This is a genomic window from Paenibacillus sp. FSL K6-1217, from assembly GCF_045040735.1.
Lineage (GTDB): Bacteria > Bacillota > Bacilli > Paenibacillales > Paenibacillaceae > Paenibacillus_AQ.
This window is the reverse complement of record NZ_CP150271.1, coordinates 7,269,287-7,291,855: the sequence shown is the minus strand read 5'-3', so window position 1 is coordinate 7,291,855 and position 22,569 is coordinate 7,269,287. Positions and strand designations below refer to the sequence as shown.

The 22,569-nt window shown below is 54.5% G+C and carries 12 protein-coding genes; 6 read left to right on the top strand and 6 right to left on the bottom strand.

Annotated elements, in window-relative coordinates; translation table 11 throughout:
- Window positions 1-21: 21 nt before the first annotated feature.
- A complete protein-coding gene (locus tag MHH28_RS31885; protein WP_405109699.1) occupies window positions 22-7,710 on the bottom strand; it encodes a pullulanase in 7,689 nt (2,562 codons plus the stop codon).
- Window positions 7,711-8,193: 483 nt separating this feature from the next.
- On the opposite strand from MHH28_RS31885, the gene MHH28_RS31880 reads away from it, so the two are divergent.
- The 3 genes from MHH28_RS31880 (at window position 8,194) to MHH28_RS31870 (ending at window position 13,364) form a co-directional block, all read left to right on the top strand.
- Window positions 8,194-9,237, top strand: a complete 1,044-nt coding sequence (locus tag MHH28_RS31880; protein ID WP_405109696.1) for a LacI family DNA-binding transcriptional regulator — start codon at window positions 8,194-8,196, stop codon at window positions 9,235-9,237.
- 642 nt (window positions 9,238-9,879) lie between these two features.
- Window positions 9,880-10,542, top strand: coding sequence for a beta-phosphoglucomutase (gene pgmB, locus MHH28_RS31875; RefSeq protein WP_405109693.1), 663 nt, complete (start codon window positions 9,880-9,882; stop codon window positions 10,540-10,542).
- A gap of 503 nt (window positions 10,543-11,045) precedes the next feature.
- On the top strand, window positions 11,046-13,364 hold the full coding sequence (locus tag MHH28_RS31870) for a glycoside hydrolase family 65 protein (RefSeq protein WP_405109690.1): 2,319 nt from the start codon (window positions 11,046-11,048) through the stop codon (window positions 13,362-13,364).
- Here the strand turns inward: MHH28_RS31870 and MHH28_RS31865 are convergent.
- Entirely contained in the window at window positions 13,354-14,061 is a 708-nt protein-coding gene (locus MHH28_RS31865) for an HAD family hydrolase (RefSeq protein ID WP_405109687.1), read from the bottom strand. The two genes, MHH28_RS31870 and MHH28_RS31865, sit on opposite strands and share 11 nt — an antisense overlap.
- Before the next feature lie 63 nt (window positions 14,062-14,124).
- Here MHH28_RS31865 and MHH28_RS31860 point away from each other — a divergent pair, with 63 nt between their 5' ends.
- The 3 genes from MHH28_RS31860 to MHH28_RS31850 all read left to right on the top strand — a co-directional run bounded on the left by MHH28_RS31860 (window position 14,125) and on the right by MHH28_RS31850 (window position 17,814).
- Window positions 14,125-15,810 (top strand): alpha-glucosidase, encoded by a 1,686-nt coding sequence (locus tag MHH28_RS31860; RefSeq protein ID WP_405109684.1) that lies wholly within the window; start codon window positions 14,125-14,127, stop codon window positions 15,808-15,810.
- A 142-nt stretch (window positions 15,811-15,952) separates the two neighbouring features.
- Window positions 15,953-16,813 (top strand): effector binding domain-containing protein, encoded by an 861-nt coding sequence (locus MHH28_RS31855; RefSeq protein WP_405109681.1) that lies wholly within the window; start codon window positions 15,953-15,955, stop codon window positions 16,811-16,813.
- A gap of 155 nt (window positions 16,814-16,968) precedes the next feature.
- A complete protein-coding gene (locus tag MHH28_RS31850; protein WP_405109678.1) occupies window positions 16,969-17,814 on the top strand; it encodes a DegV family protein in 846 nt (281 codons plus the stop codon).
- A gap of 138 nt (window positions 17,815-17,952) precedes the next feature.
- Here the strand turns inward: MHH28_RS31850 and MHH28_RS31845 are convergent, their stop codons facing one another.
- From MHH28_RS31845 to MHH28_RS31830, 4 genes are all read right to left on the bottom strand, one after another.
- Entirely contained in the window at window positions 17,953-18,753 is an 801-nt protein-coding gene (locus tag MHH28_RS31845) for a class I SAM-dependent methyltransferase (protein ID WP_405109675.1), read from the bottom strand.
- Between the two features lie 178 nt (window positions 18,754-18,931).
- Window positions 18,932-20,668, bottom strand: coding sequence for an ATP-binding protein (locus MHH28_RS31840; protein WP_405109672.1), 1,737 nt, complete (start codon window positions 20,666-20,668; stop codon window positions 18,932-18,934).
- 237 nt (window positions 20,669-20,905) lie between these two features.
- On the bottom strand, window positions 20,906-21,598 hold the full coding sequence (locus MHH28_RS31835; protein ID WP_405109669.1) for an ABC transporter permease: 693 nt from the start codon (window positions 21,596-21,598) through the stop codon (window positions 20,906-20,908).
- Window positions 21,591-22,508, bottom strand: coding sequence for an ABC transporter ATP-binding protein (locus MHH28_RS31830; RefSeq protein ID WP_405109666.1), 918 nt, complete (start codon window positions 22,506-22,508; stop codon window positions 21,591-21,593). Before MHH28_RS31830 ends, MHH28_RS31835 begins: the two co-directional genes overlap by 8 nt.
- Between the last annotated feature and the right edge of the window lie 61 nt (window positions 22,509-22,569).

The window sequence follows — 22,569 nt, the reverse complement described above, 5'->3', positions numbered from 1 at the left end:
GAAGCCGATTAGATATACATGTTACTGGCTGAGCAGGTTATAGATCACCTGCGCGCTCTCCGCCCGGGTCAGTGGTCCCTGCGGGACGAACTGCCGCTGTTCTCTGCCCTCTACAAGCTTCAGCGCTGTAGCGGCATTGACATAAGCCTTCGCCCATTCACGAATGCCCGAAGCATCTGCATACACAGCCGGTTGCGCAGCCATTGCCAGCTTCTCTCCCTGCTTGAATTCCAGGGCACGGACAGCCATCACGGCCATCTCCTCACGGCTGATGGCCGCATCCGGCGCAAAGGCGCTGCGGCTGCGTCCATTGACAATGCCCAGTCTTGCTGCTGCCTCAACATAAGAAGCATACCACGCATCGGATTGCACATCTTCGAACGTTGTCTGCCCTTGCCCGGACTGTCCCAAGGCCCGCATCAGCAGAGCTGTGAACTCCGCACGCGTCACCTTCCGTGCCGGTTCAAAGGCCGCAGCGCTCACTCCGGTAACGACCTGCTTCGCAGCCAGTGATGTAATTGCGGCGGCCGCCCAGTGGGCGTCAGGCACATCCTTGAAGACGATATGAACCTCAAGCACCGCATACCTGCCGGAATGTGGAACTGCCGCTATATAAGACCCGTCCGACTGGACGGCTCCTCCCATATAACGCAGCTCACCATTGTCCCCGATACTGAACACACCTGTCCAGTCCTTCACCGGGTTGCCCTTAGGCTTCAGTGACAGAATCACCGGCTGCTTGAACAGGGTTACAGGCAGGCGGGTGCCGTCTTGCTTGACCACCTCCAGCTTGAGCTCATAGATTCTAGATGCCGCAGCCACCGCCATGCTCTCCTTGCTGCTTCGCTTGACCGCTTCCTGCGCTGCATCCTGTCCCAGCAGGCCAAGCTCCAGCAGAATCCGTGAGCCTGCTGCATCTGTCCCCTGTCCCTTTGCTTCTATATCAGCCAACACTGCATTCGGAAGCGTAACGGACAGCCCCTCCGAGTGAATGACCAGTTCATTCTTATCTAATAAGCTGGCTGCCCGGAGCGGCAGTAGCAGCGCATTCTTGCCCGCTTCCAGACGCAGTTCCAATCGGCCATCCTTGGCTGCACTTAGCTGCGCTTCACTGATCTCCTGGGTAGTCCCCGGAACTGTCACTGCACTTGGCGCAGGCTTCACAGAGGGAGCCCCCCCGGATTCTGCTGCTGCCGTCGGTGAAGGTGCCAGTGTCGCTGTTGGCGTCGGTGTTGGAGTTGGCGACGGCACCACCACCTCGGATTTCGCAGACAGAATGACGGTACCGCCAGCGTCTCTGCCCGGCAGATCAATAACAACCTTCCCGGCAGCCGATACCGTATACCGTGTACCGCTATATTCATCCTTCACGGCAGACAGAGGGGCATACGGAACGGGAATCTCCACGGATTGCCCTTCCGCCTTAGTGTTGATAGCCGTCACAATATCCGTCTTGCCATATTGCTTGCCAAAAGCCAGATACCCGGACTCATCGGAGCCGGCAAGCTTGCTGTAGGTTCCTCTGGCATACACCTCGGAATAGTCCGCCCGGATCTTCAGCAGCTTCTGGTAGTGATCATGTAGATCCTGCTCGGCAGCAAGCTGGTCCCACGGCATATCCCCGCGGTTCCCGCTGAACTCGCCTTCAGCCATATTGCCCGCATTCTTGCCGGAGCGGCCCAGCTCTTCCCCGTAATAGATGACAGGCTGGCCCTTGGCGGTAATCTGCAAGGCAGCTGCAATCTTGAGCTTGCCTTTGTCCCCGTCCAGATATTCGGACAGGAAGCCGTCCTCATCGTGGCTGCTCAGGAACTGCGCCATCATTCGCGTATTGCTGATTTTCGCTTCGCGCTCCTGCAGGTAAGCATCAACAGCGTTAACGGCTCCGCCGGTGAACCGCTTCGCCTGCTCCTTGAAGCCGAAATCCAGCAAGCCGTCCATCTGGCCGCTCTGGAGGGTTCCGCCGTCATTGTCTGCGGTTCCGCCGAAGTATTCGCCCACCAGCTTGAAGCCTGGATCGATCGCGGTCAACGCGTTCTTGAATGCTTTCCAGGTGGTATCCTCCACATGCTTCACCGTATCCACCCGAAAATAGTCAATCGTATCGCCGCGCGCTGTACGTGCATTATTCAGCCAGCCGGTCTGCCAGGCGATCAGCTTGGCTCGTACAACAGGATCTTCGGTGCGGAAGTCCGGGAGCCCGCTAAGCTCGCCTTTGATCACATCCTTGTCCGCCTGCACTCCGTCTGTGCGCAGCATACCTGCGAACCGCGCCTTATCCTCTGCCGCTACTCCAGGCTGTTCGTCACTCTCCTTCAGCCCGTAGCCGGTATGATTCAGCACGACATCGACCATGATTTTGATCCCCCGGTCATGTGCCTTGTCAATCAGCTCCTTGAAGGTGTCCATGTCGCCCAAATGCTCGTCAAGCTTGGTGAAATCCTGGGCCCAATACCCGTGGTAGGCATACTGCTTGCCGCCGAAGCTGGTCCCCTGGTTGAAATCGATGTTGTCGACAACCGGCGTAATCCAGAGTGTGTTGATGCCCAGCTCCTCCAGGTAATCGAGCTTGCTGATCATCCCTTTGAAATCGCCGCCATGATACGCTTCGGGATGGGTTTTGTCCACTTGCTCATTGTTGGAGGGGTCGCCATCCTTGAAGCGGTCGGTCAGCGCGAAGTAGATCCGCGTCTCGTCCCAGTCGAAATCGGCCTTGGCGCCGCTGTAGGTTCTGGCCTTGACTTCAAGCTCAGCCGTCTGTCTGTGCGCATTGCCATACTGGTCCACCAGGACAACCGGAATGTCCTTAAGCCCGGCAGTCACATCCGCCTTCACCGATACGGTCTGCTGCATCAGCTCTGTGTCGAGCTTGACCTTGGATGGTCCGCCCAGTTCAGTAAGATCCAGATAAGCGTCCGTGTAGGACACCTCCTCCGTGGAAGCCGCCTTGACCGTAACCACAGCATTCTCATTGAAGCTGACCGCGCGCGGACTGGCCTCTGCCGTAATCTGCACCTCCGGCTTGTGGTAGCGGATCACGGATTCGCCGTTCACCGTATTATGCGGGTCCGTCAGCTCACGGGTAACACCGTTCTTGCTGACAACGAAGCTATACTTATAAGTGCCTTCTTGCAAACCTTCCAGCCGGTAGCTGAACCACTCCTTGGCCGGGTCATACGTCATCGGATACTCGGTTCCATTCACCTTCACCTTCATCTCTGTGATTGCGGACATGTCCCAGCTGCGGAACAGCTCATCATCCCGGTAGAGGAACGTAACCGCTTCTCCCTGCAGGAGCGGACCGCCTATGCTTGGTACCACCGCAAGCTCCTGGACCATGCTGGTCACATAGACTTTGCTGAAAAGCTCGCCCGGCGTCAGCTCGATATAGCGGTCCTCTGCAATATCCTGTTTATTGTCCGCCCAGTCGAGGCCTTTGATCAGCACGAAGCCTACGCGGGTGGCCTCCTTGCCCACTTCGATCAATACGCTTGAGCTTGCGGAATCACCTTCAGGCTCGGGAAGCTTCACCTCGCCATCGGTGGCCCCGGTGTACCAGAGCCACACACTCCAGCCCTTATACTCCTTGTCAGGACGGGTGTATGTGAACTGCACATACCGTTTGCTGTCCACCGGCGGAGCCGTTACCTCAACAGTCACCTGGACAGACAATCCGCCATACGTAATCGTAACGTTGGCCGTCCCCGCCTTCAGCCCTTTGATCAGCCCTTTGCCGGTAACCGTGGCTATGTCCGGCTTATCCGATACATACTGTGCCTTGGCGGTCACTGTACTGGCAGCCCCGTCATCGTACGTGGCGGTAACTGACGCCTGATGTGTGCTGCCCGCCTTCAGTGTATAGGCAGACTTGTCGGCGGCAAGCTTGGTTAACACTGCTGCCGGCGCGTCCTTGCGCAGGATCACCGAGGTAAGCGGATCGATGGTAATCGCTTCCGCGTTCAGGCGGAAGCCGCTCTGATCAGCTGCCGCAATTGCCGCTGTACCGGCCTGGTCACTGTCGGCTACGACCTCAGCCCCGGATAGATCCTCCGGTAAGGTCAGGGTTCTTGCCTTACTGTCGCCGTTCATGAAGACATAATAGATGCCGGTTCCGTCTGTGGCCTTGCTCGTATAGCCAATCACCAGATCCTGCGGCTGCATCTCGGGAGCCTGGATCAGCTTGACATTGGCATTCACCAGCCCTGTATCGCCCAGCCGGAAGGCGTTAGTCGATTTCCTGAGCTGGATCAGCCCCGCTGTATAAGCTCTGGTCTCATTCTGCACCGGATACTTCACTGCATCCGTTGCTTGCGCCCAGTCGAACTTGTTGACCGCGTCAGAGGAATCATAGGAATCGTGGATGAAATAACTGACCGACTGATCACTGTCATCCCGGACCTCGGTATATTTCTGCTGGGGAACGCCTGCCGCCATCCACTGCTTCGTACGCCCGTACTCCTGCCCTGCGTGCAGGAATGCCGTACCCTGCGAGGTCAGCAGCAGCAGATTGCCGAGCCTGATCCGCTTCTGGATCTCCAGCTCATTCTCCGCAAGCTGCGGATTCTTGCGCAGCGTTAAGGCAATGACATCGTGCAGTGTCAGATTGTCATGTGCCTCGATATAAGGCACCATATCGCCCGGATCATCCGCCGGAACATTGGATGGCTGGGCCTTGATATTCTTCAGGATCGTGTTCAGATCGCGCGCGCCGCCGGTAATGAAGCGCGGCTCTCCTTCCGAGCCGAAGCCGGACTTCAGCTCATTGCGGAATTCATCGGAGAATACGCCGACGCTATCCGTTTTGTCCATCCATTTCTGGTCGGCACCTTGTCCCTTGAGATTAGGCTCGGAGGCATCGCCTCCGAAGGTCACCCAGCCTTCGCCGATGAACAGCGCCTTAGGATTGATGGCCGCCGCAGCGTCATAAGCCGCCTGAACCGAGCCCGCGGTCGCATCGCCCATCATGTCCCAGCGCATGCCGTCGATTTTATACTCCTGGAACCAGTATTTCACGGAATCTACCATCAGCTTCTCGGCCATCTTGTGGCTGGTCGCCAGATTGTTGCCGAAGCCGCCGATGAAGTTACCGTGCGCGTCCTGGAAGGCATAATAGCCCGGCACGATATCGTTCAGCAATTCCTTCTTGGCCATATGAGTGTATACAACATCAAGAATGACGCCCATTCCGGCCTCATGCACCGCATCAATCAGGCCCTTCAGCTCTCTGATCCGCGCTTCCGGGTCAGCCGGACGCTGTGAATAAGCGCCATCGGGAGAGAAATAGCTGTGCGGATCATACCCCCAGTTGTATTCATTGCCCTGGGCCGAGTAATCCAGCTCCCGCGCGTCCATCCGGGTCTCGTCCCCGTAATACCAGGCCATGACCGGCAGCAGCTGAATATGAGTCACCCCAAGGGACTTGATGTAATCCAGCTTTTTGGCAAAAGCGGCATAAGACCCCCAACGCTCCCCGTCCAGGCTGGACTGAATCGCAGGGTCAGAGGTGAAGTCCCGGATATGGGCCTCATAGATGACCGCATCCTCGCGCTCCTCGTAACCGGCAATAGCTGCCGCCTTGAAGTCCGGCGGATTCGTTGTGCTGAGATCGACAATCGCAGCCTTGCCGACCGTATCACCGCCTGCACCTGCTTCCCCCGCCGTATTCACAGTGAACACCGCCATCGACTTGGCATAAGGATCAAGCACCTGCCGGGTTACTGCATTATTCGTCACCTCATACTGGTAGTAGAAGCCCTTAACGTCATCTACGCCGGGTGCGCCTTCCAGATCACCAGCCGTCAGCCGGGCCGACCAGACGCCTTTCTCACCAGGGGTCAGCTCCACGTGTCCGACCGTGAGGTCAGCGTCGGCAGCATCGTAGACCACAGCGGTTACCGAGCTGGCCTTCGGCGCCCACAGCTTCAGCGTTGCCGAATGATCGTCTTGATGGTACGTGGCTCCCAGATCATCTCCGGTATAATTGTACATCTCGTCGATCATTCTCCAGCCGGTGGAAGCGGATACCGTTGTGCCGGCGTAAGTTACACTGAGCGGAAGCTTGCCCAGGTCAAAAGCATCGGTAGCCACCTCCAGCGTGCCTCCGCCCGTAATCGTCACCGCCGTGACCGGAATGGCTGTCCCTTCCGCATCCTTCACGGTAATAGCGGTCTTCAGCGCAGCAGGGTCCAGCCCGTCCGTCAAGGTGAAGCCGAGCATTAGCTTGCTGGCAGACAATATCTCAGCCGACAACAGACTGACCGGCGTCTCGCCGAAGGGGGAAGTATAGACATTCGGGTCATTCTCCTTCACCCATAGCTGATTGTAGCGGTCCAGCAGAGCAAAGCTCTTGTTCTCATTGCCTGGGGGTCCGTCCTTGTCACCGCTGGCAGGCTTCATGACGATGAAGCTGATCGTCTTCGCGTTCTCCTTGAGCGGAATGTCGACGTAAGCTCCATAGGCATCCCGGTGCTCCGGCGTGAACGGAGTTGCGCCCTTGGGCCAGCCGTCGGACGGCGCTGCCACATCATCCCACAGCCACAGGCCGTACTGGCTCTGATTGTTATCGGCCCGCGAATAATGAATCCGCACTGTGTTCTCCGGGAGAGACACAGGCTCGTAAGGCGTGGCCAGATTAGATCCTTCCTTGATCCAGACCTCATTGGTCTCTGGAGTGCCGATCAGGAATGTCTTGTCCCCGTTCTCCATCTCCTTCACGCCGCTTACTCGGTTCACCACGAGGAAGGAGACCGATTTCGCCCCCTCCTTGACAGGCAGGTCGACATAAGCGCCATAGGCATCTGTCTGTCCTTCAGGGAAGGGAACCGCATCCTTCGGCCAGTTCGCGGACGGGGAAGCCACCTCTCCCCAGGTCCATAGACCCTGATTGGCATAATCACCGTCAGCACGGTGGTAATGAACTCTCAGATGCCCTGCCGGAACAGGCATTACCGTCCCCGGATCAGCAGGGGCCGTATAGCGGGCAGAGACGCTATGGTTGTCTGCATGATATTGGAACGTTACCGGGAGCTTCGCAGGCAGCTTAAGCTCCTGTGCTGGTTCCGGGTAGGCTGTACCCTCTGCGGACTCAGCACCCGGAATATAAATCTGGTAGGTGTACTCACCCGCCGGCAGCAGCGCGGTCTGCTCATACACTCCGTCCAGATCGGGATCGCTAAGCAGCGTCCCCGCCTCTGCCGGGGAGTGATTATCCGCATCGCCGAGCATAGTCTGAAGACTGCCGGTCACTCTTGGCAGACGATCCTCGGCAAGCGGAGAATAATACGTAGAATCCGCTATAGCCTTGGTCAGGTCATTATAATAAAAAGTCACACGGGTCTCTTCGGTCAACGAAATCCGGATATTGCCCCCGGCATCCACGCCATTCGGATCGGTATAGCTGCCAGAGCCATAGTTCTCTGACCAGCCATGGTTGAGGGCTATTTTATACTCATAAGTCCCTTTGGGCAGGGTGCCGGTGAATGTGTACAAGCCCTCTCCCTTGTAGGTCATCTCCGTTACCGTCGAGGTCTCATTCCAGTCCTTCGTCTCCGCCGGGGCCAGCCCGGTGAACTTCGTCTGCAGATCGCCAACCAGGACCGCTTTAACCTCCGCGGCGCTGACTCTGGCCGGACCGATGCCAAGACCCGAGCAGATCAGAGCGAGAATCATCAGGATCATACCGGTCTTTCTTGCCTGTACAGCTAATCTCATGTACGTTAATCCCCCCATTAATGTGATGTTGAAAAACAATTGAATCAGAACAATCTTGCGCAAACGTTTGCAAAATAAAGCGGAGTTACTTAATGCTGGATAGCATAGGATCAAACCAGGCTTGAACCTCATGATTTTTGCTGAATCCTGCATAAAATAAGCTTTTGTAAACGCTTGCTGCAATTTGTTAACATACTAATCTCCCGGCAAAGTAATTGTCAACCACTAATTTTTTAATGATTAAGGAGCGGTATCCGATGTTTTTTGCACATTAATTGCACAAATAACTCCCACATATTGCACAGTTTTGCGCATTTTCTTATGCCCTCTTCAGATTAACATTGTCCCATGCAGCAGTGCTGATCGGCTCCAAGAGCCTATATAGTGCGGGATTACGTCCCATGCGTGGTTTCTCTATTTACAATCAACCCCACTTCGATTAATATTACTGTGTAAAGCAAACGGTTCCATTAGGAGGTTTCTATGACAGTTACCATTAAGGACGTAGCCAAGAAAGCGGGAGTCTCTCCCTCCACGGTGTCCCGGGTGTTGTCAGGCCATCCCAGAATCAGCTTAGAAACTTCCCGTAAGGTCAAAGTGATTATGGAAGAAATGGGCTACACCCCGAATATGATGGCCAAAAGTCTGGTATCCAAGACCACTAACAGTATCTGTATCATTCTTCCGAAACCGGCCGAAGAGCTGTTCTCCAATTTGTTTTTTATGGAATTAATCCGCGGGATCGTCACGCAGTCCAGCCGTTCCGGCTATGATGTGCTGATTAGCTCGGGGGCGAACGAGAAGGAGGAGCTTGAAGCTGTCTCCCGTCTGCTCAAGGGACGCCGCGTGGACGGCGTTATTCTGCTTTATTCCCGTAAAGACGATACGGTGATCGATTTCTTGCAGTCAGGCGGTTATCCCTTTGTCCTGGTAGGACGGAGCGACCGCTACGAGGATATTCTGTCAGTGGACAATGATAATATCATGGCCGCCTATGATGCGACGAATCACCTCATCTCCATGGGGCATGAACGCATTGGCTTCGTCAGCGGCCCGCCGAACCTTATCGTATCGCGCGACCGGCTGGAGGGTTACCGTAAGGCCATGCAGGGCAAGGGCCTTGAGATGAAGGACGAATGGATCGTCGAAGGTGAATTCCTGCAGGACAGCGGCTATAGGGCGATGTCCTTCTTCATGAATCTTCCGAACCGCCCGACAGCACTTGTCGCGGTGGATGATATGGTCTCCTTCGGCGTACTCCGCGGATTGAACGAGCTGAAGTATAAGGTCCCCGAGGATCTGGCAATTGTCAGCTTCAACAACATCCCGCTGTCCGAGCTGTCCAGTCCTCCGATCAGCAGTATTGATATCGGAATCTATCATCTAGGCTATACGGCCTCACAGGTGCTGATCCAGAACATCCAGAAGCCGGATAATCAGGACGGATATACGAACCGTTTTGTGATTCCCCACCGTCTAATCGTACGGGAGTCCTCTATGCATACTCCGGGAAATCAAGGAATTTAGAAGGAATTGGTAAGTCATGTAGAAGAAATGCAAGGCATGTACAAGAAAATGAATGAAGCAGACGTTCGCTTCATTTATTTTTTGAAGCTTTGTTCAAACGTTTGCGCTAATGTATTAGAATGTTGCTGGCGGCGGAGTTCCCCTGTGCTAATGTGGCGCTGGGACTGAGGGCGGCGCCATACCGAAGCTGGTGATAGAGCTGGGCTGACGTTAGCGCTGGTACAAGTGCTGGCGGCGGGACTGATACGGATACTGGGGCTGGGGCTGGTGATAGAGCTGGGCTGACGTTAGCGCTGGTACTAGCGCTGGCGCCGGGACTGATACGGAGGCTGGAGCTCCGGGACTGATACACACTTTGGGATGTTCGATGCTACTCTTAAGCCTGCCCTCCTGTGCAGAGAAATGTTGCACCTTTTGCAGGATTTCCGCCACCAGGGCACGATTCTCAGACAAATGTTGCATGTTTTGCAGGATTCTCGCCCATTTGGCGCGCAACTCTCACCGATTATTGTACTTTGTGCAGGATTTCCGCGAGCGCGGATCTAATTCGCACAGGAATGTTGCACCTTTTGCAGGATTCTCGCCCATTTGGCGGGTTGCCCATATCTATTTATTCACTAATCATTTTAGGAGGTTCAAAACATGTCAGAAATCAAAGCCTGCCTGTTCGATCTGGACGGCGTTCTTGTGGACACTGCCCGGTACCACTATATTGCTTGGAGGGAGCTGGCCGAAGAGCTTGGATTTGTCTTCACCGAGCAGGATAACGAGCGGCTCAAGGGGGTCAGCCGCGCCGCCTCGCTGAATATCCTGCTGGAGATTGGCGGCATCACGCTTGGCGAAGACGACAAAGCCAGACTGGCAGAGCAGAAGAATAACCGCTATGTCGAGTATATCGCCAAGATGGACAGCTCGGAGATTCTGCCCGGCGCCCTGGACTTCCTGAAGGAATGCCGGACAACCGGCATCAAGGTCGCCCTCGGCTCAGCCAGCAAGAACGCGATGACCATCCTGAACAATACCGGGCTGACCCCGTACTTCGATGCCATCATCGACGGCACGCATACCAGCGCGGCCAAGCCTGATCCCGAGGTCTTCCTGCTGGGTGCGAAGGCTCTGAACACCGCTCCCGCACACTGCGTCGTCTTCGAAGATGCCGCAGCCGGTATCCTGGCCGCTTCCCGCGCCGGTATGCGCAGCGTAGGCATCGGCTCACCCGAGACGCTAGGCGGAGCAACGATCGTTGTCCCTTCCCTGCAGCAGCTCACAGTTGCTACGCTGAAGGAATCTTTTGCCACTGTGTGACAAATAGTAACAGAGGCTGAGCCTAATCGTGAGCCCTTCCGCTCACGCGGCAGTTAGCCCGCCGGACAGCCTAACTGCACTTTATACAACTATTTAGCCAATGTAGCCTCTGATTATCAACTTAGTTGTACTTTGTACACTTATGTTATTACTTTTAAGCTGATATGACCTTTTAGGGCAAATTTAGTTGTACAGACTACAGTTATACGACCTCACTCCCTCTAATTGCACCTTTTAAATGCACAGAATACAACTAACTCTAAGTCTATGCCTCTGAGCTTCGCTCCGGGTGCGGAAAGCGGAGTGAACGTTTGGAGCTGTAGGAGCGTTAGCGACCGCCTTTATAATCAGATCTCATCCGCTGAGAACCACTTCAATAAAGAAATCTGATTATAACAGCGGCCGGAAGACCAAACCTTTCGCGCAGCGGCGGCGTAGTCCCAATAATTTTATTACGAGGTTCAATTCATTTCACATCCCCCTTAAAGGAGCCAAACAAACCCATGAAACAATACTTAAAAATCGACGAATGGTCCATTATTGAAGAGTCCTTTGATCCGCAGACCCAGGAAATTTCCGAAAGCGTATTTAGTATCGGGAACGGATACATGGGCGGCAGAGCCAACTTCGAGGAGCAGTATAGCGGACACAGCCTGCAAGGCAGCTATATGGCCGGTGTCTATTACCCTGACAAGACACGGGTCGGCTGGTGGAAGAACGGGTACCCGGAGTATTTTGCCAAAGTGCTGAACAGCACCAACTGGATCGGCATTAACATTGAACTGGACGGAACCCCGCTCGATCTGGCCACCTCTACAGTCACCGAGTTCCGCCGGGTGCTTAATATGAAGGAAGGCACACTCTCCCGCAGCTTCACCGCAACCACCCAGGACGGCAAAATCGTTAAGGTCGAGAGCATCCGCATCGTCAGCATGGTCCGTCATGAGATCGGGGCGATCCGCTATTGCGTCACTCCGCTCAATTTCACAGGGAATATTACTGTAACCCCCTACCTGGACGGCGATATCAAGAACAAGGACTCCAACTATGACGAGAAGTTCTGGAACGAGGTGGAGAAGAAGGCCGGACCGGCGGGCGGGCATCTGACGCTGAAGACCAAGAAGCTCGATTTCCATGTCACCTCCGCCTTCGTCTTCGACATTCTGCTGAATGGTGAGCCGGTTACCGCTGAAGCCGAAGTGCTGGAGCAGGAGAAATATGTGGGCAGTACAGTGAGCGTTCCGGTACAACCCGGCGACCAGCTGGTTATTTATAAGTATGCCGCCAATGTCACCTCCCGCAATTACGGGCTGGGCCAGCTGGTGGATGCCGCCGGGACGGCACTGCAAAGTGCGCAGGAAGCCGGATTCGTGGCGCTACTCACGGAGCAGGCAGCGGCTTGGGGCGACAAGTGGAAGGAAAGCGACATTATTATTGAGGGCGATGTGTCGGCGCAGCAGGCGATCCGGTTCAATATTTTCCAGCTGAATCAGACGTATACGGGCGAGGATGACCGGCTCAACATCGGACCGAAGGGCTTCACGGGGGAAAAATACGGCGGCAGCACCTACTGGGATACGGAAGCTTATTGTGTGCCGTTCTACCTCAGTACCGCCGACTCCGCGATTGCCCGCAATCTGCTGATCTACCGCTACAAGCACCTGGAGAAGGCCAAGGAGAACGCCCGCAAGCTCGGTTACCGCAAAGGCGCGCTCTACCCGATGGTGACCATGAACGGTGAGGAATGCCACAACGAGTGGGAGATTACGTTCGAGGAGATTCACCGTAACGGCGCGATTGCCTATGCCATTTATAACTATGTGAATTATACCGGCGACAAGGCTTATCTGGGCCAATACGGCCTGGAGGTGCTGGTGGAGATTGCCCGCTTCTGGGAGGAACGCGTGAACTATGTGGCTCATAAGGACAAATATGTGATGCTGGGCGTCACCGGTCCGAATGAATACGAGAATAACGTCAATAACAACTGGTATACGAACCGGATTGCCGCGTGGACCATGGAATACACACTTGAGGCGCTGGCCTATCTGCAGGAGAATGAGGGTACGCGTTACGCCGAGCTGGCCGACAAGCTGGAGCTGCTGGAGAGCGAAACGGCGCAGTGGGCGGAGATTATCGCCAAAATGTACTATCCGGCAGACGAGGAACGCGGCATCTTCCTCCAGCAGGACGGCTTCCTCGACAAGGAGATCATTCAGGTCAAGGATGTCCTGCCGGAGCATCTGCCGCTGAACCAGAAATGGTCGTGGGACCGGATTCTGCGCTCCTGCTTCATCAAGCAGGCGGATGTGCTTCAGGGACTCTATTTCCTCGGGGACCGCTACGATCTGGAGACCAAAAAGCGCAACTTCGACTTCTACGAGCCGATTACCGTGCATGAGTCCTCCCTCTCCCCTTGCATCCATGCGATTCTCGCCTGTGAGCTGGGCTATAAAGAGAAGGCGTATGAAATGTACCTGCGGACCTCGCGCCTGGATCTCGACAATTACAATAACGATACGGAGGACGGCTGCCATACGACCAGCATGGCGGGTACGTGGATGTCGGTCGTACACGGCTTCGGCGGACTTCGCGTGCTGAATGACCGGCTCGTTCTGAACCCGTCCAACCCGGGACACTGGACCTCTTATTCGTTCAAAATCATGTTCCGCGGCTCCCGGCTGAAAGTGACCGTGACCGATGCACAGATTACCGTCAGCAACGAAACCGAGGTTCCGGCCTCCCTCACCATTCACGGCAATGAATATACGGTGAACGGACTGGGTACTGTCAGCGCCGAGGGCGTTTCTGTTACGGCGTAATTTTATCAGCCCCGAAGATATCCGGCTTCTTCGGGGCTTTTCCCAATAAGAGCTCCACTAATTCTTCCAAATCATCAATGACAGCATCAGCTTCGGCCACCGTAATATACTGCTGATTCCGTTTCCAGACAGCCTTCATACCCGCTTCACGGCTCGCACGAATATCGTTATCCGGATGATCTCCAACAAACAGGGCATTCTCTGCGGCTACACCCAACCTTGTCAATGCGCGATGGAAGATGGCCGGATCTGGTTTGCGGAGTCCTTCCCATTCGGAGATTAATACCACATCAAATAAATGCCCGATGTTCAGCGCCTTGAAATTATCGTACTGAAATTGGCCGTAACCGTTTGAGATCAATGCAATTTTTAGCCCATTGTTCTTAAGCTCAGTAAGCATAGTTAACAAGTTCGGAAAACCTGTACAATGTTGCTGGAAAGTATGGATGTAATCATCCAGTAGCAAACTCCAGTCCAGCTTCGGAATCGAGAACTCTTGGATAATCTGTTGATACACCTTGTCCTTCCACAAGTAACCGTTATTATCAAGCTCGATAAAGCGCTGAACAAACAGATCACGATCAACAATCTGAAGCTCCGGGTAACGCTGATATTGATCTTGTACAAACTTCAGCAGAGAAGTATCCCGGTCCAGCAATGTTCCATCCAAATCAAAAAGAACCGCTTGGATTGTCAATCCAACCCCTCCATTCTCCTGTAACCTATAAACCTAATATACCATGATAAAGGAGCTACATTTATGAACAGAGCCTTTTGGAAAGAAGCCGTAGTCTACCAGATCTACCCGAGAAGCTTCCAGGACAGCAACGGAGACGGCATCGGTGACCTGCAGGGCATTATCTCCCGGCTGGATTATCTGCAGAAGCTGGGCGTTACAGTCGTCTGGCTATCGCCGGTCTACAAATCGCCGAACGATGACAACGGTTATGATATTAGCGATTACGAGGATATTATGGATGAGTTCGGCACGCTGAAGGAATGGGAGGAGCTGCTGGACGGGCTGCACTCGCGCGGCATCAAGCTGATGATGGACCTTGTCATCAATCATTCCTCGGACGAGCATGCCTGGTTCGCGGAATCCCGCTCCTCCAAGGATAATCCTTACCGCGATTATTACATCTGGCGTCCTTGCGGACCGGATGGCCATCTGCCGAATAACTGGAGCTCCATCTTCAGCGGCCCGGCCTGGGAGCTGGATGAAGTGACTGGGGAATACTATCTCCACCTGTTCTCGCGCAAGCAGCCGGACCTGAACTGGGAGAATCCCAAGCTGCGTGAAGCCCTCTACCAGATGATGGCCTTCTGGCTGGATAAAGGCGTGGACGGACTGCGGATGGATGTCATCAACCTGATCTCCAAGGTGGAAGGCCTGCCTTCGGTCCAGCATGAGGATCTGGCTCCGGGAGAACTGGCGGGCGGCGGCGAATATTACATGAATGGCCCCCGGGTCCATGAATATTTGCAGGAGATGAACCGTGAGGTCCTCTCCAAATATGAGGTAATGACCGTTGGCGAGACCCCGGGAGCCACTGTCGAGGACGCCATTCTCTACACGGACGAGGAGCGGCATGAGCTGCAAATGGTGTTCCAGTTCGAGCATATGGACGTGGACTCCGGCCCGGGCGGGAAGTGGAATGTCGTGCCGTGGACGCTGAAGGGTCTGCGCGATATTTTGCATAAATGGCAGGTAGGGCTTGCAGACAAGGGCTGGAACAGCCTCTATCTTAATAATCATGATCAGCCGCGGATGGTCTCCCGGTTCGGAGATGACGGCAAATACCGCGTGCAGTCGGCCAAAATGCTGGCTACCCTGCTGCACACGCTCAAAGGCACGCCCTACATCTATCAGGGTGAGGAAATCGGTATGACCAATGTGAAATTCCCCGGGCTTGAAGACTATAGGGATATCGAGATTCTCAATATGTACCGGGAAAAGGTGACTGAAGGCGGCGCTGACCACGATACCATTCTTCAGGCCATTCATGCCAAAGGACGCGATAATGCCCGCACCCCGATGCAGTGGGACGCCTCAACTCATGCCGGCTTCACCGCCGGAACCCCTTGGCTAAAGCTCAATCCGCGGTATACGGAGATCAATGTAGAGCAGGCGCTGGCTGAGCCGGACTCGGTATTTTACTATTATCAGCAGTTGATTAAGCTGCGCAAGCAGCATCTGATTATGGTCTATGGCGATTATGAGCTGCTGCTGCCGGAGCATGAATATGTCTATGCATACACCCGTTCCTTGGATGGTGAGAAGTGGCTGGTCCTGCTTAACTTCTCTGATTCTCCCCAGACCGTTGATCTGCCGGACGAACTGAATGCCGTCACCGGAACGATCATCGGCAATTATCCGGAGGAGCAGGCGGCCATAGACCGCAGCACCCTCCGCCCTTACGAGGCCCGGGTCTGCCGGATCGGGTAGCGTAACGAAGGCTGACAACCCCCTTCAAATGTGACATCATAGGTATATAGGACGCAGGCTGAACCTGTCATTAATGAGCAGAGAATAACAGGAACATCTGTGCGGTGGTATGATAGGATGATTTCAGAAGGAGATGGGGAGCTTGGAATGGCTGATCCGAATGAAGAATGCACTGGACTATATGGAGCTGAAAATGACTGAAACGCTGCGCATCGAGGAAGTGGCCGAGGTGGCCTTTGTCTCACCGTTCCATTTCCAGCGCATGTTCAGCATGCTGACCGGCTTCACCGTGGCCGACTATATCCGCAAACGCAGATTGACGCTGGCCGCCCAGGAGCTGGCCGTGTCCAAGGTCCGTGTGCTGGATGTGGCGCTGAAATACGGATACGACTCGCCGGAGTCCTTCGCCAAGGCGTTCCGTAAGGCCCATGGGATAACCCCTTCGGCAGCGCGTAAGCCCGGCGTCCAGCTCAAAGCCTTCCCCCGCATCTCGTTCCATCTATCATTGAAGGGAGATCAGGATATGGATTACAAAATCGTGGACAAAGCAGCTTTTACTCTCATCGGCAAATCAATAGAGGTATCTACCAAAGACGGGGAGAATTTCCGCAGAATCCCGCAGTTCTGGGATGAATGCAATGCGGACGGCACTTCCGATAAACTGATTGAGCTTGCGTATACCCGCGAATGGCTGGGCATCTGTGCAGATATGGATATGAATAAGGAGCAGCTTACCTACTGGATCGGGGTGGAAGGGACGCCGCAGACAGATGCACAGGGGTATGAGACCACTGTCATTCCGGCTGCCAGCTGGGCCGTCTTCCGGTCAGAGGGTGCTTTGCCGCATGCGATTCAAGGGGTGTGGCAGCGCATATTCCAGGAATGGTTCCCGGGAACCGGCTACGAGCATACCGGCGGAGCCGAGATTGAGCTATACCCGCCCGGCGATACGACAGCGGAGGATTATGTCTGTGAAGTATGGATTCCGGTGATGAAGAAATAAGCGAGGACTGCTATAGGGGAACGGCTTCACCGTCTGCATGGATGGTGGAGCTGTTTTTTTGTTTTGAGATTCCACTCAAGCTTGGTATAATAAACAGATTATAGGTTCTTTTTAATCTAGTGTAATCTCATCCGAGAACGGTGAAGGAGATATTCATGTCTATCGTAAAAATCTTTTCAGACAGCACTTCCGATTTGCCGCAAGGCTGGAAGGACACATATGATATCGGTATTGTTCCGTTATATGTTGTTTTTGAAGACGGCACATTCAAGGACGGGGTCGAAATCACCCCTGAGGAAGTATACCGCCGGGTTGCTGCGGGCGGTGCTCTGCCTAAGACGGCTGCGCCTTCCCCTGCTGATTTCATCGCCGCTTTCCAGCCGGTCATCAGCAGCGGCCATGATATTGTCTATATCAGTCTGTCCTCTGCGTTATCCTCTACATATCAGAATGTATTACTGGCAGCGGGTGAATTCCCTGAAGGCCGGGTGCATGTCGTAGATTCTGAGACTTTATGCGGCGGAATCGCCCTGCTGGTCATGAAGGCGGCCCGTGCCGCCGCCAAAGGCGAGAGCGCTGCCAATATCGCAGCGATGGTCACCGAAGCCCGCAGCCGGGTAGAATCGGAATTCGTGGTCGATACGCTGGACTACTTATATATGGGCGGCCGCTGCTCGGGCATGCAGAACTTTATCGGCAGCCTGCTGAAGATCCGTCCGGTTCTCCGGCTGGTGGACGGAGCCATTGTCCCTGTCGCCCGCGTCCGCGGCAAGAAGGAGAAGGCAGTGGAGCAGATGCTCCAGCATGCGCTCGTGAATGCCGCCGATATGGACAAGGAGCTGCTCATCATAGCCCATACGCTGGCCGAAGAGGATGCCCAATATCTGGAGACCGCGCTGCGCGCGCAGACCGGTGTTAAGGAAATCGCCGTCATTCATGCCGGCTGTGTCATCGGGAGTCACTGCGGCCCTGCAACGGTGGGTCTGATGTATATGCGCTAGAGCGTGTGAGCCCCGCAGCAGGCATGAAGTCCGGCAGTGGCCCCAATTGTGTTCGGTTTTTCGCACACATTCTATGCAACAAGAAACAGCAAGTCTCCTGTACGGGGAGCTGCTGTTTTTCTTTTAAATGGGATCGAATTAAGGTGTCGTACCGGGATATAGCGGTCTAAGCGGCACCTCAGTGGCATCGGCAACCAGCGTGTAGAATTCGGGGAATCCCGGGTCCTCGGCACTCTTGATTTCTTCAAAGGCGCGGATAGTTAATCCTTCCGAAGCGACAGAGGTCAGGATATCCCCCAGTGTCCAGCTCCGCACCACCACATGTCCTAGGCCGGAGCGCTCCTCTTCAGGAAGCAGCTTGGCGAATGCAACTTCACCTTCTCTAAGCGCATCGTCAAAATAATTGCCGGTGGGATGCTGAAGCGTCTTCGTGGTCAGCCATGCCCTGGCGAACGGGTGGAAGTCGGTCAGCAGGAGTCGTCCATTTGTCTTCAGCCGTCTGCGCACCAAGGCAAACACCGCATTCAAATCTGTGAAATAATGCAATATCCCAAACTCCATCAGCACCACATCGAATGTGCCCAAGGCTTCTTCTTCGGGGATATTCATGACGTCTGCACAGAGGTAATCCAGCTTCACCCCCGCTGCTTCCGCAACCTCACAGGCATATAAGCGGTTCTCTTCAGAAATATCCACGACGGTGACATCCGCCCCCATCAAAGCGAAGCAAATGGCCTTCCTGCCGTGAGAGCCGAGCAGATTCAGCACCTTCAAGCCTGACGGATCGCCTGTGTACTTGAGCCAATACCGCAGCGTATGTGCGGGGTCCTGCTGCAATTGCACTGCAAGCTCCTCAGGTGAACCATGGTATTGTGTCCAGGCCTGATAGGCTTTGGTCTCCCAAGCTGTCTTATTCGCACTCGACATCTGCTCCTGCATATAACTCCCCCTAGAAGAGATTTGGAAATACCCTTGCTGATTCTACTATAATCCGCTTCCAGAGCGCAACCTGCTACGTATTCCCCACGCACACAAACAGCCCGTTCCCCACTCTATCCGGGAACGGGCTGTTAAGCCCGAAATATAAGAATACTATGCAACTATGCCCTGACACTCGTTAGCCATCAATAGCGTACGCTGCCTCCAGCTCTTCCTTCACAAAAGGCAGCATGAACCGGAAGATTGACCCCCGGCCCTCCTCGCTCTCCACGAAGATCGTTCCGCCCATCAGCTCCACCAGCTGCTTGCAGATGGCAAGGCCAAGTCCAGTCCCGCCGTATTTGCGGTTAATGGATGGATGCAGCTGGGAGAAGGACTGGAAGAGCAGATTCAGCTTGCTGTCGGCAATGCCTACTCCGGTATCACGGACCGAGAACTCCAGCAGATATTCCGGTGAGGCGGGCAGCAGAATATTCTTGACGGACAAGGTCACGCTGCCCTGATCGGTGAATTTCAGCGCATTGCCGACCAGATTGACGATAATCTGGCGCAGCCGGCTTGGATCGGTGGTAACGATGTCCGGCACACTGGTATCTGCCCACCAGCGCAGGGAGAGCTTCTTCTCCTCCGCCTTCGGAGTGAACAGATCAATGACGCCCTCCAGCATCTCCCGCAGATCGAAGCGTTCGGATTGAAGCGGCATTTTGCCGGCTTCCATCTTGCTGAAATCGAGGATGTCATTAAGAATCTGCAGCAGGCTGTAGCTGCTGCTGCGCAGAATCTCGGCATAACTGCGTTGTTCCTCTGCAAGCTCCGTCTCCAACAGCAGGTCAGCCATGCCGATCATTCCGTTCATGGGCGTGCGGATCTCATGGCTCATCATCGCCAGGAAATCCGACTTGGCCTGTGCGGCCCGTTCTGCCGATTCCTTGGCGCGGAGGATCTCCCGCTCGTTCGTAATATCGCTGAAGGAAATAACCACACCACAGATCAGGCCTTTGTCCAGCAGCGGAGCGATCCGGTAATTCACGAAGAAGCTGGTTCCATCCTTGCGCCAGAAGACTTCATCCGCCTTGCTGCGGGTTACCCCGTCTTGCAGGGTAAGCACAATGGGACATTCCAGCGGGGAATGGCGGGTCGCCCCTCCATGCATGTAATGGATCATCTCCATCATCGGCAGCCCGGTCAGCTCTGACGGCTCGTATCCCAGCATCTCTGCCCCTTCACGGTTAATGAAGATGGTCCGGCCCAGCGTATCCAGGCCGAAGATTCCGGCGGAGACCGAGTTGAGAATCAGACTAAGCCGTTTGTCCTCGGCCATCTCGAACACGAATTCGGCCTGCGGCAGCTCTCTCTCATCCTGGGCGGCTGCCGCTTCATCCGCAGGCGCAGAATGCCCGCCTCCTGTCTGCATATTCCGCTCAGCGCCTGCCTCATGCCTGCTGCTTATGCTTACCCAGCTATGCAGCAGGCTGGAAAGCGGCCGGTTCCCGGGATCATGGAGGATAGCGAACACACCGGCAATGCCTTCATCGGTATGAAGCGGTACATAGCGTACAGTAATACCTGCACTTACCGCATTTTCAACCGTAACAGCACTTCCCGTACCTCCGTCACTCTCACCCTCCACCGCACCGCTGGTACCTCCGCCCATCTCTTCGTATTCTTCCGCTTGCAGCTCGAAGCTCGAAGTAATTCCGGCCAGGGCAGATGCGAAATGAGCCTCTCCGGGAAGTTGCATCCGGCCTTCGTTCAGTCTGCCTACATCCCCGGCACTTACAATCCGGTTACTGTCCACGTACCTTCCCTGCCTGTCCAGCACGATAATGAAATCCGGGTGATGATTAAACAATGCTCTATAAGCACTTTCTCCCGATAGCGCGCCTTCCAGAATAGAAGCCCAATCTTTAAGCATAGCCCACCTCCTCCGCTGCTTCAATCCTGCTATAGTTAACGTCCGAAGACTGCAGAAACGCTCTGAATATGTACAACTCTCTGAATTAGTTACTATTATAGCAAAAAAAACGCTGTTGGTCGCCAGAAAACACAGCAAGAAAAGCGGCTGAACCGCAAAGAAACAGTGCAAGCCCTGCAGGAGGACCGCACTGTTTACTGCAATTCTAAGCGTCAACGGGCCTCGTTCCCGCCAGCTTCAGCTTACATCCTGATGCTCAATATTGCGGATCGAGAGGTAAGCGATAACCGCTCCAGCCAGAGCGAGCGTAATCGAGATGCCGAGCAGGTCACCCATACGGAAGCTCCCGTTCCCGAAGCCTGAGGAGATCAGCATGACAATCAGCACGGCCGAGACAATCGTGGTCGTGACGGATTTGCGGCGCATCCCGAAGTATAACGGAATCAGTGCGATCCCGGATGCGTAGAGCGCATCCATACCGGCTGTCATAGAGTGGGTTAGAACCAGATCCATCGTCAGCGTTCCCTGAATGAGGTCAGGCAGGAAATAACCAACACCTGCAAGAATACCGCTGATCACTATAGTGGACAGCCAAATGCTGAGGAAGGTGAACAGAAAGACAATGATCAGCTTGGCCGCCATGAGCATTTTGCGCGGTACCGGGTACATGAACAGCACGGTGATCGTATTATTCTTATACTCTTCGATGACCAGCTTGCTGATCAGGACGGAGGCGAAGATGATATAGGTCGCTTTTACAAAAACAGACACTCCTTGAAACAAATCGCTATACGTTGCGAAATCCCCTTCATTTAAGCCCGTAAACGAGATTAGAAACATTAAGACCAGAATGGCCAAATTTGCAATCAGCACACCCTTGAGAAAAGTGAATTTACTCTTGCGCAGCTCCAGCCGGATTAACTTAAGCATGCTTGACGCCCCCCATCAGTTCCATGAAATGATCCTCCAGCGAATGATGCTTCTTGCTCATACTCTCCAGTTCCACCTCTGCTGCAGACAGGGCCCGGCTCAGCTCAAGCTGCGAGATGTCTTCATAGACACGAATGGTCCGCGGGTCAAGCACCTTGTAATTGCGGAGGCCCAGCTTCCCCTCCAGGATGAAGACGGCCTTCGTGCATTCACTAGTCACCAGTTCGATATACTGGGTGTGCTGACTCCGGATCGTATCCATTGCTACCTGCTCCACCAGCACCCCTTCACGGATTACGCCGATCGTGTCGGCAATCTGCTCGATTTCGCCCAGAATGTGGCTGGAGATCAGTAGTGTCATGCCATAATCACGGCTCAGCATACGGAACACCTCGCGCAGCTCCTTGATTCCAAGCGGATCCAGTCCGTTAATCGGTTCATCGAGAATCAGCAGCTCCGGCTTAGTCATAACCGCTCTGGCAATACCCAGTCGCTGCTTCATCCCCAGGGAGAAATTCTTCACCGGTTTGCTGTCCACCCCTCTCAGCTTCACCAGTTCAAGTGCTTCCTCTATTGCATTGGTATCATAAAAGCCCATGTACTCTCCATGCAGCGCCAGATTCTCGCGGGCACTCAGCTTATCGTAGAACACCGGATATTCAATGATGCTGCCCATGCGCTTCAGCATTTCGTAAGAGCGGTGGGTCATCTTCTCCCCGGCAAATTCAATCTCGCCCGCCGTCGGCTTCACCAGATTCGTGATCATTTTCATCACCGTCGTTTTGCCGGCCCCGTTCGGTCCCAGGAATCCGTAAATTTCACCCTGCTTAATCTCCATATTCACACTGCGCACAATTTCCTTATCCTCATAGATCTTGGTCAGTTCCCATGTCCGGAGTATCGTTGTCATTTCCGTTATCCCCTTTAGCGTTTCTTTGTCTTCCTGGTATTTATTCTACAGGGCGGAATTT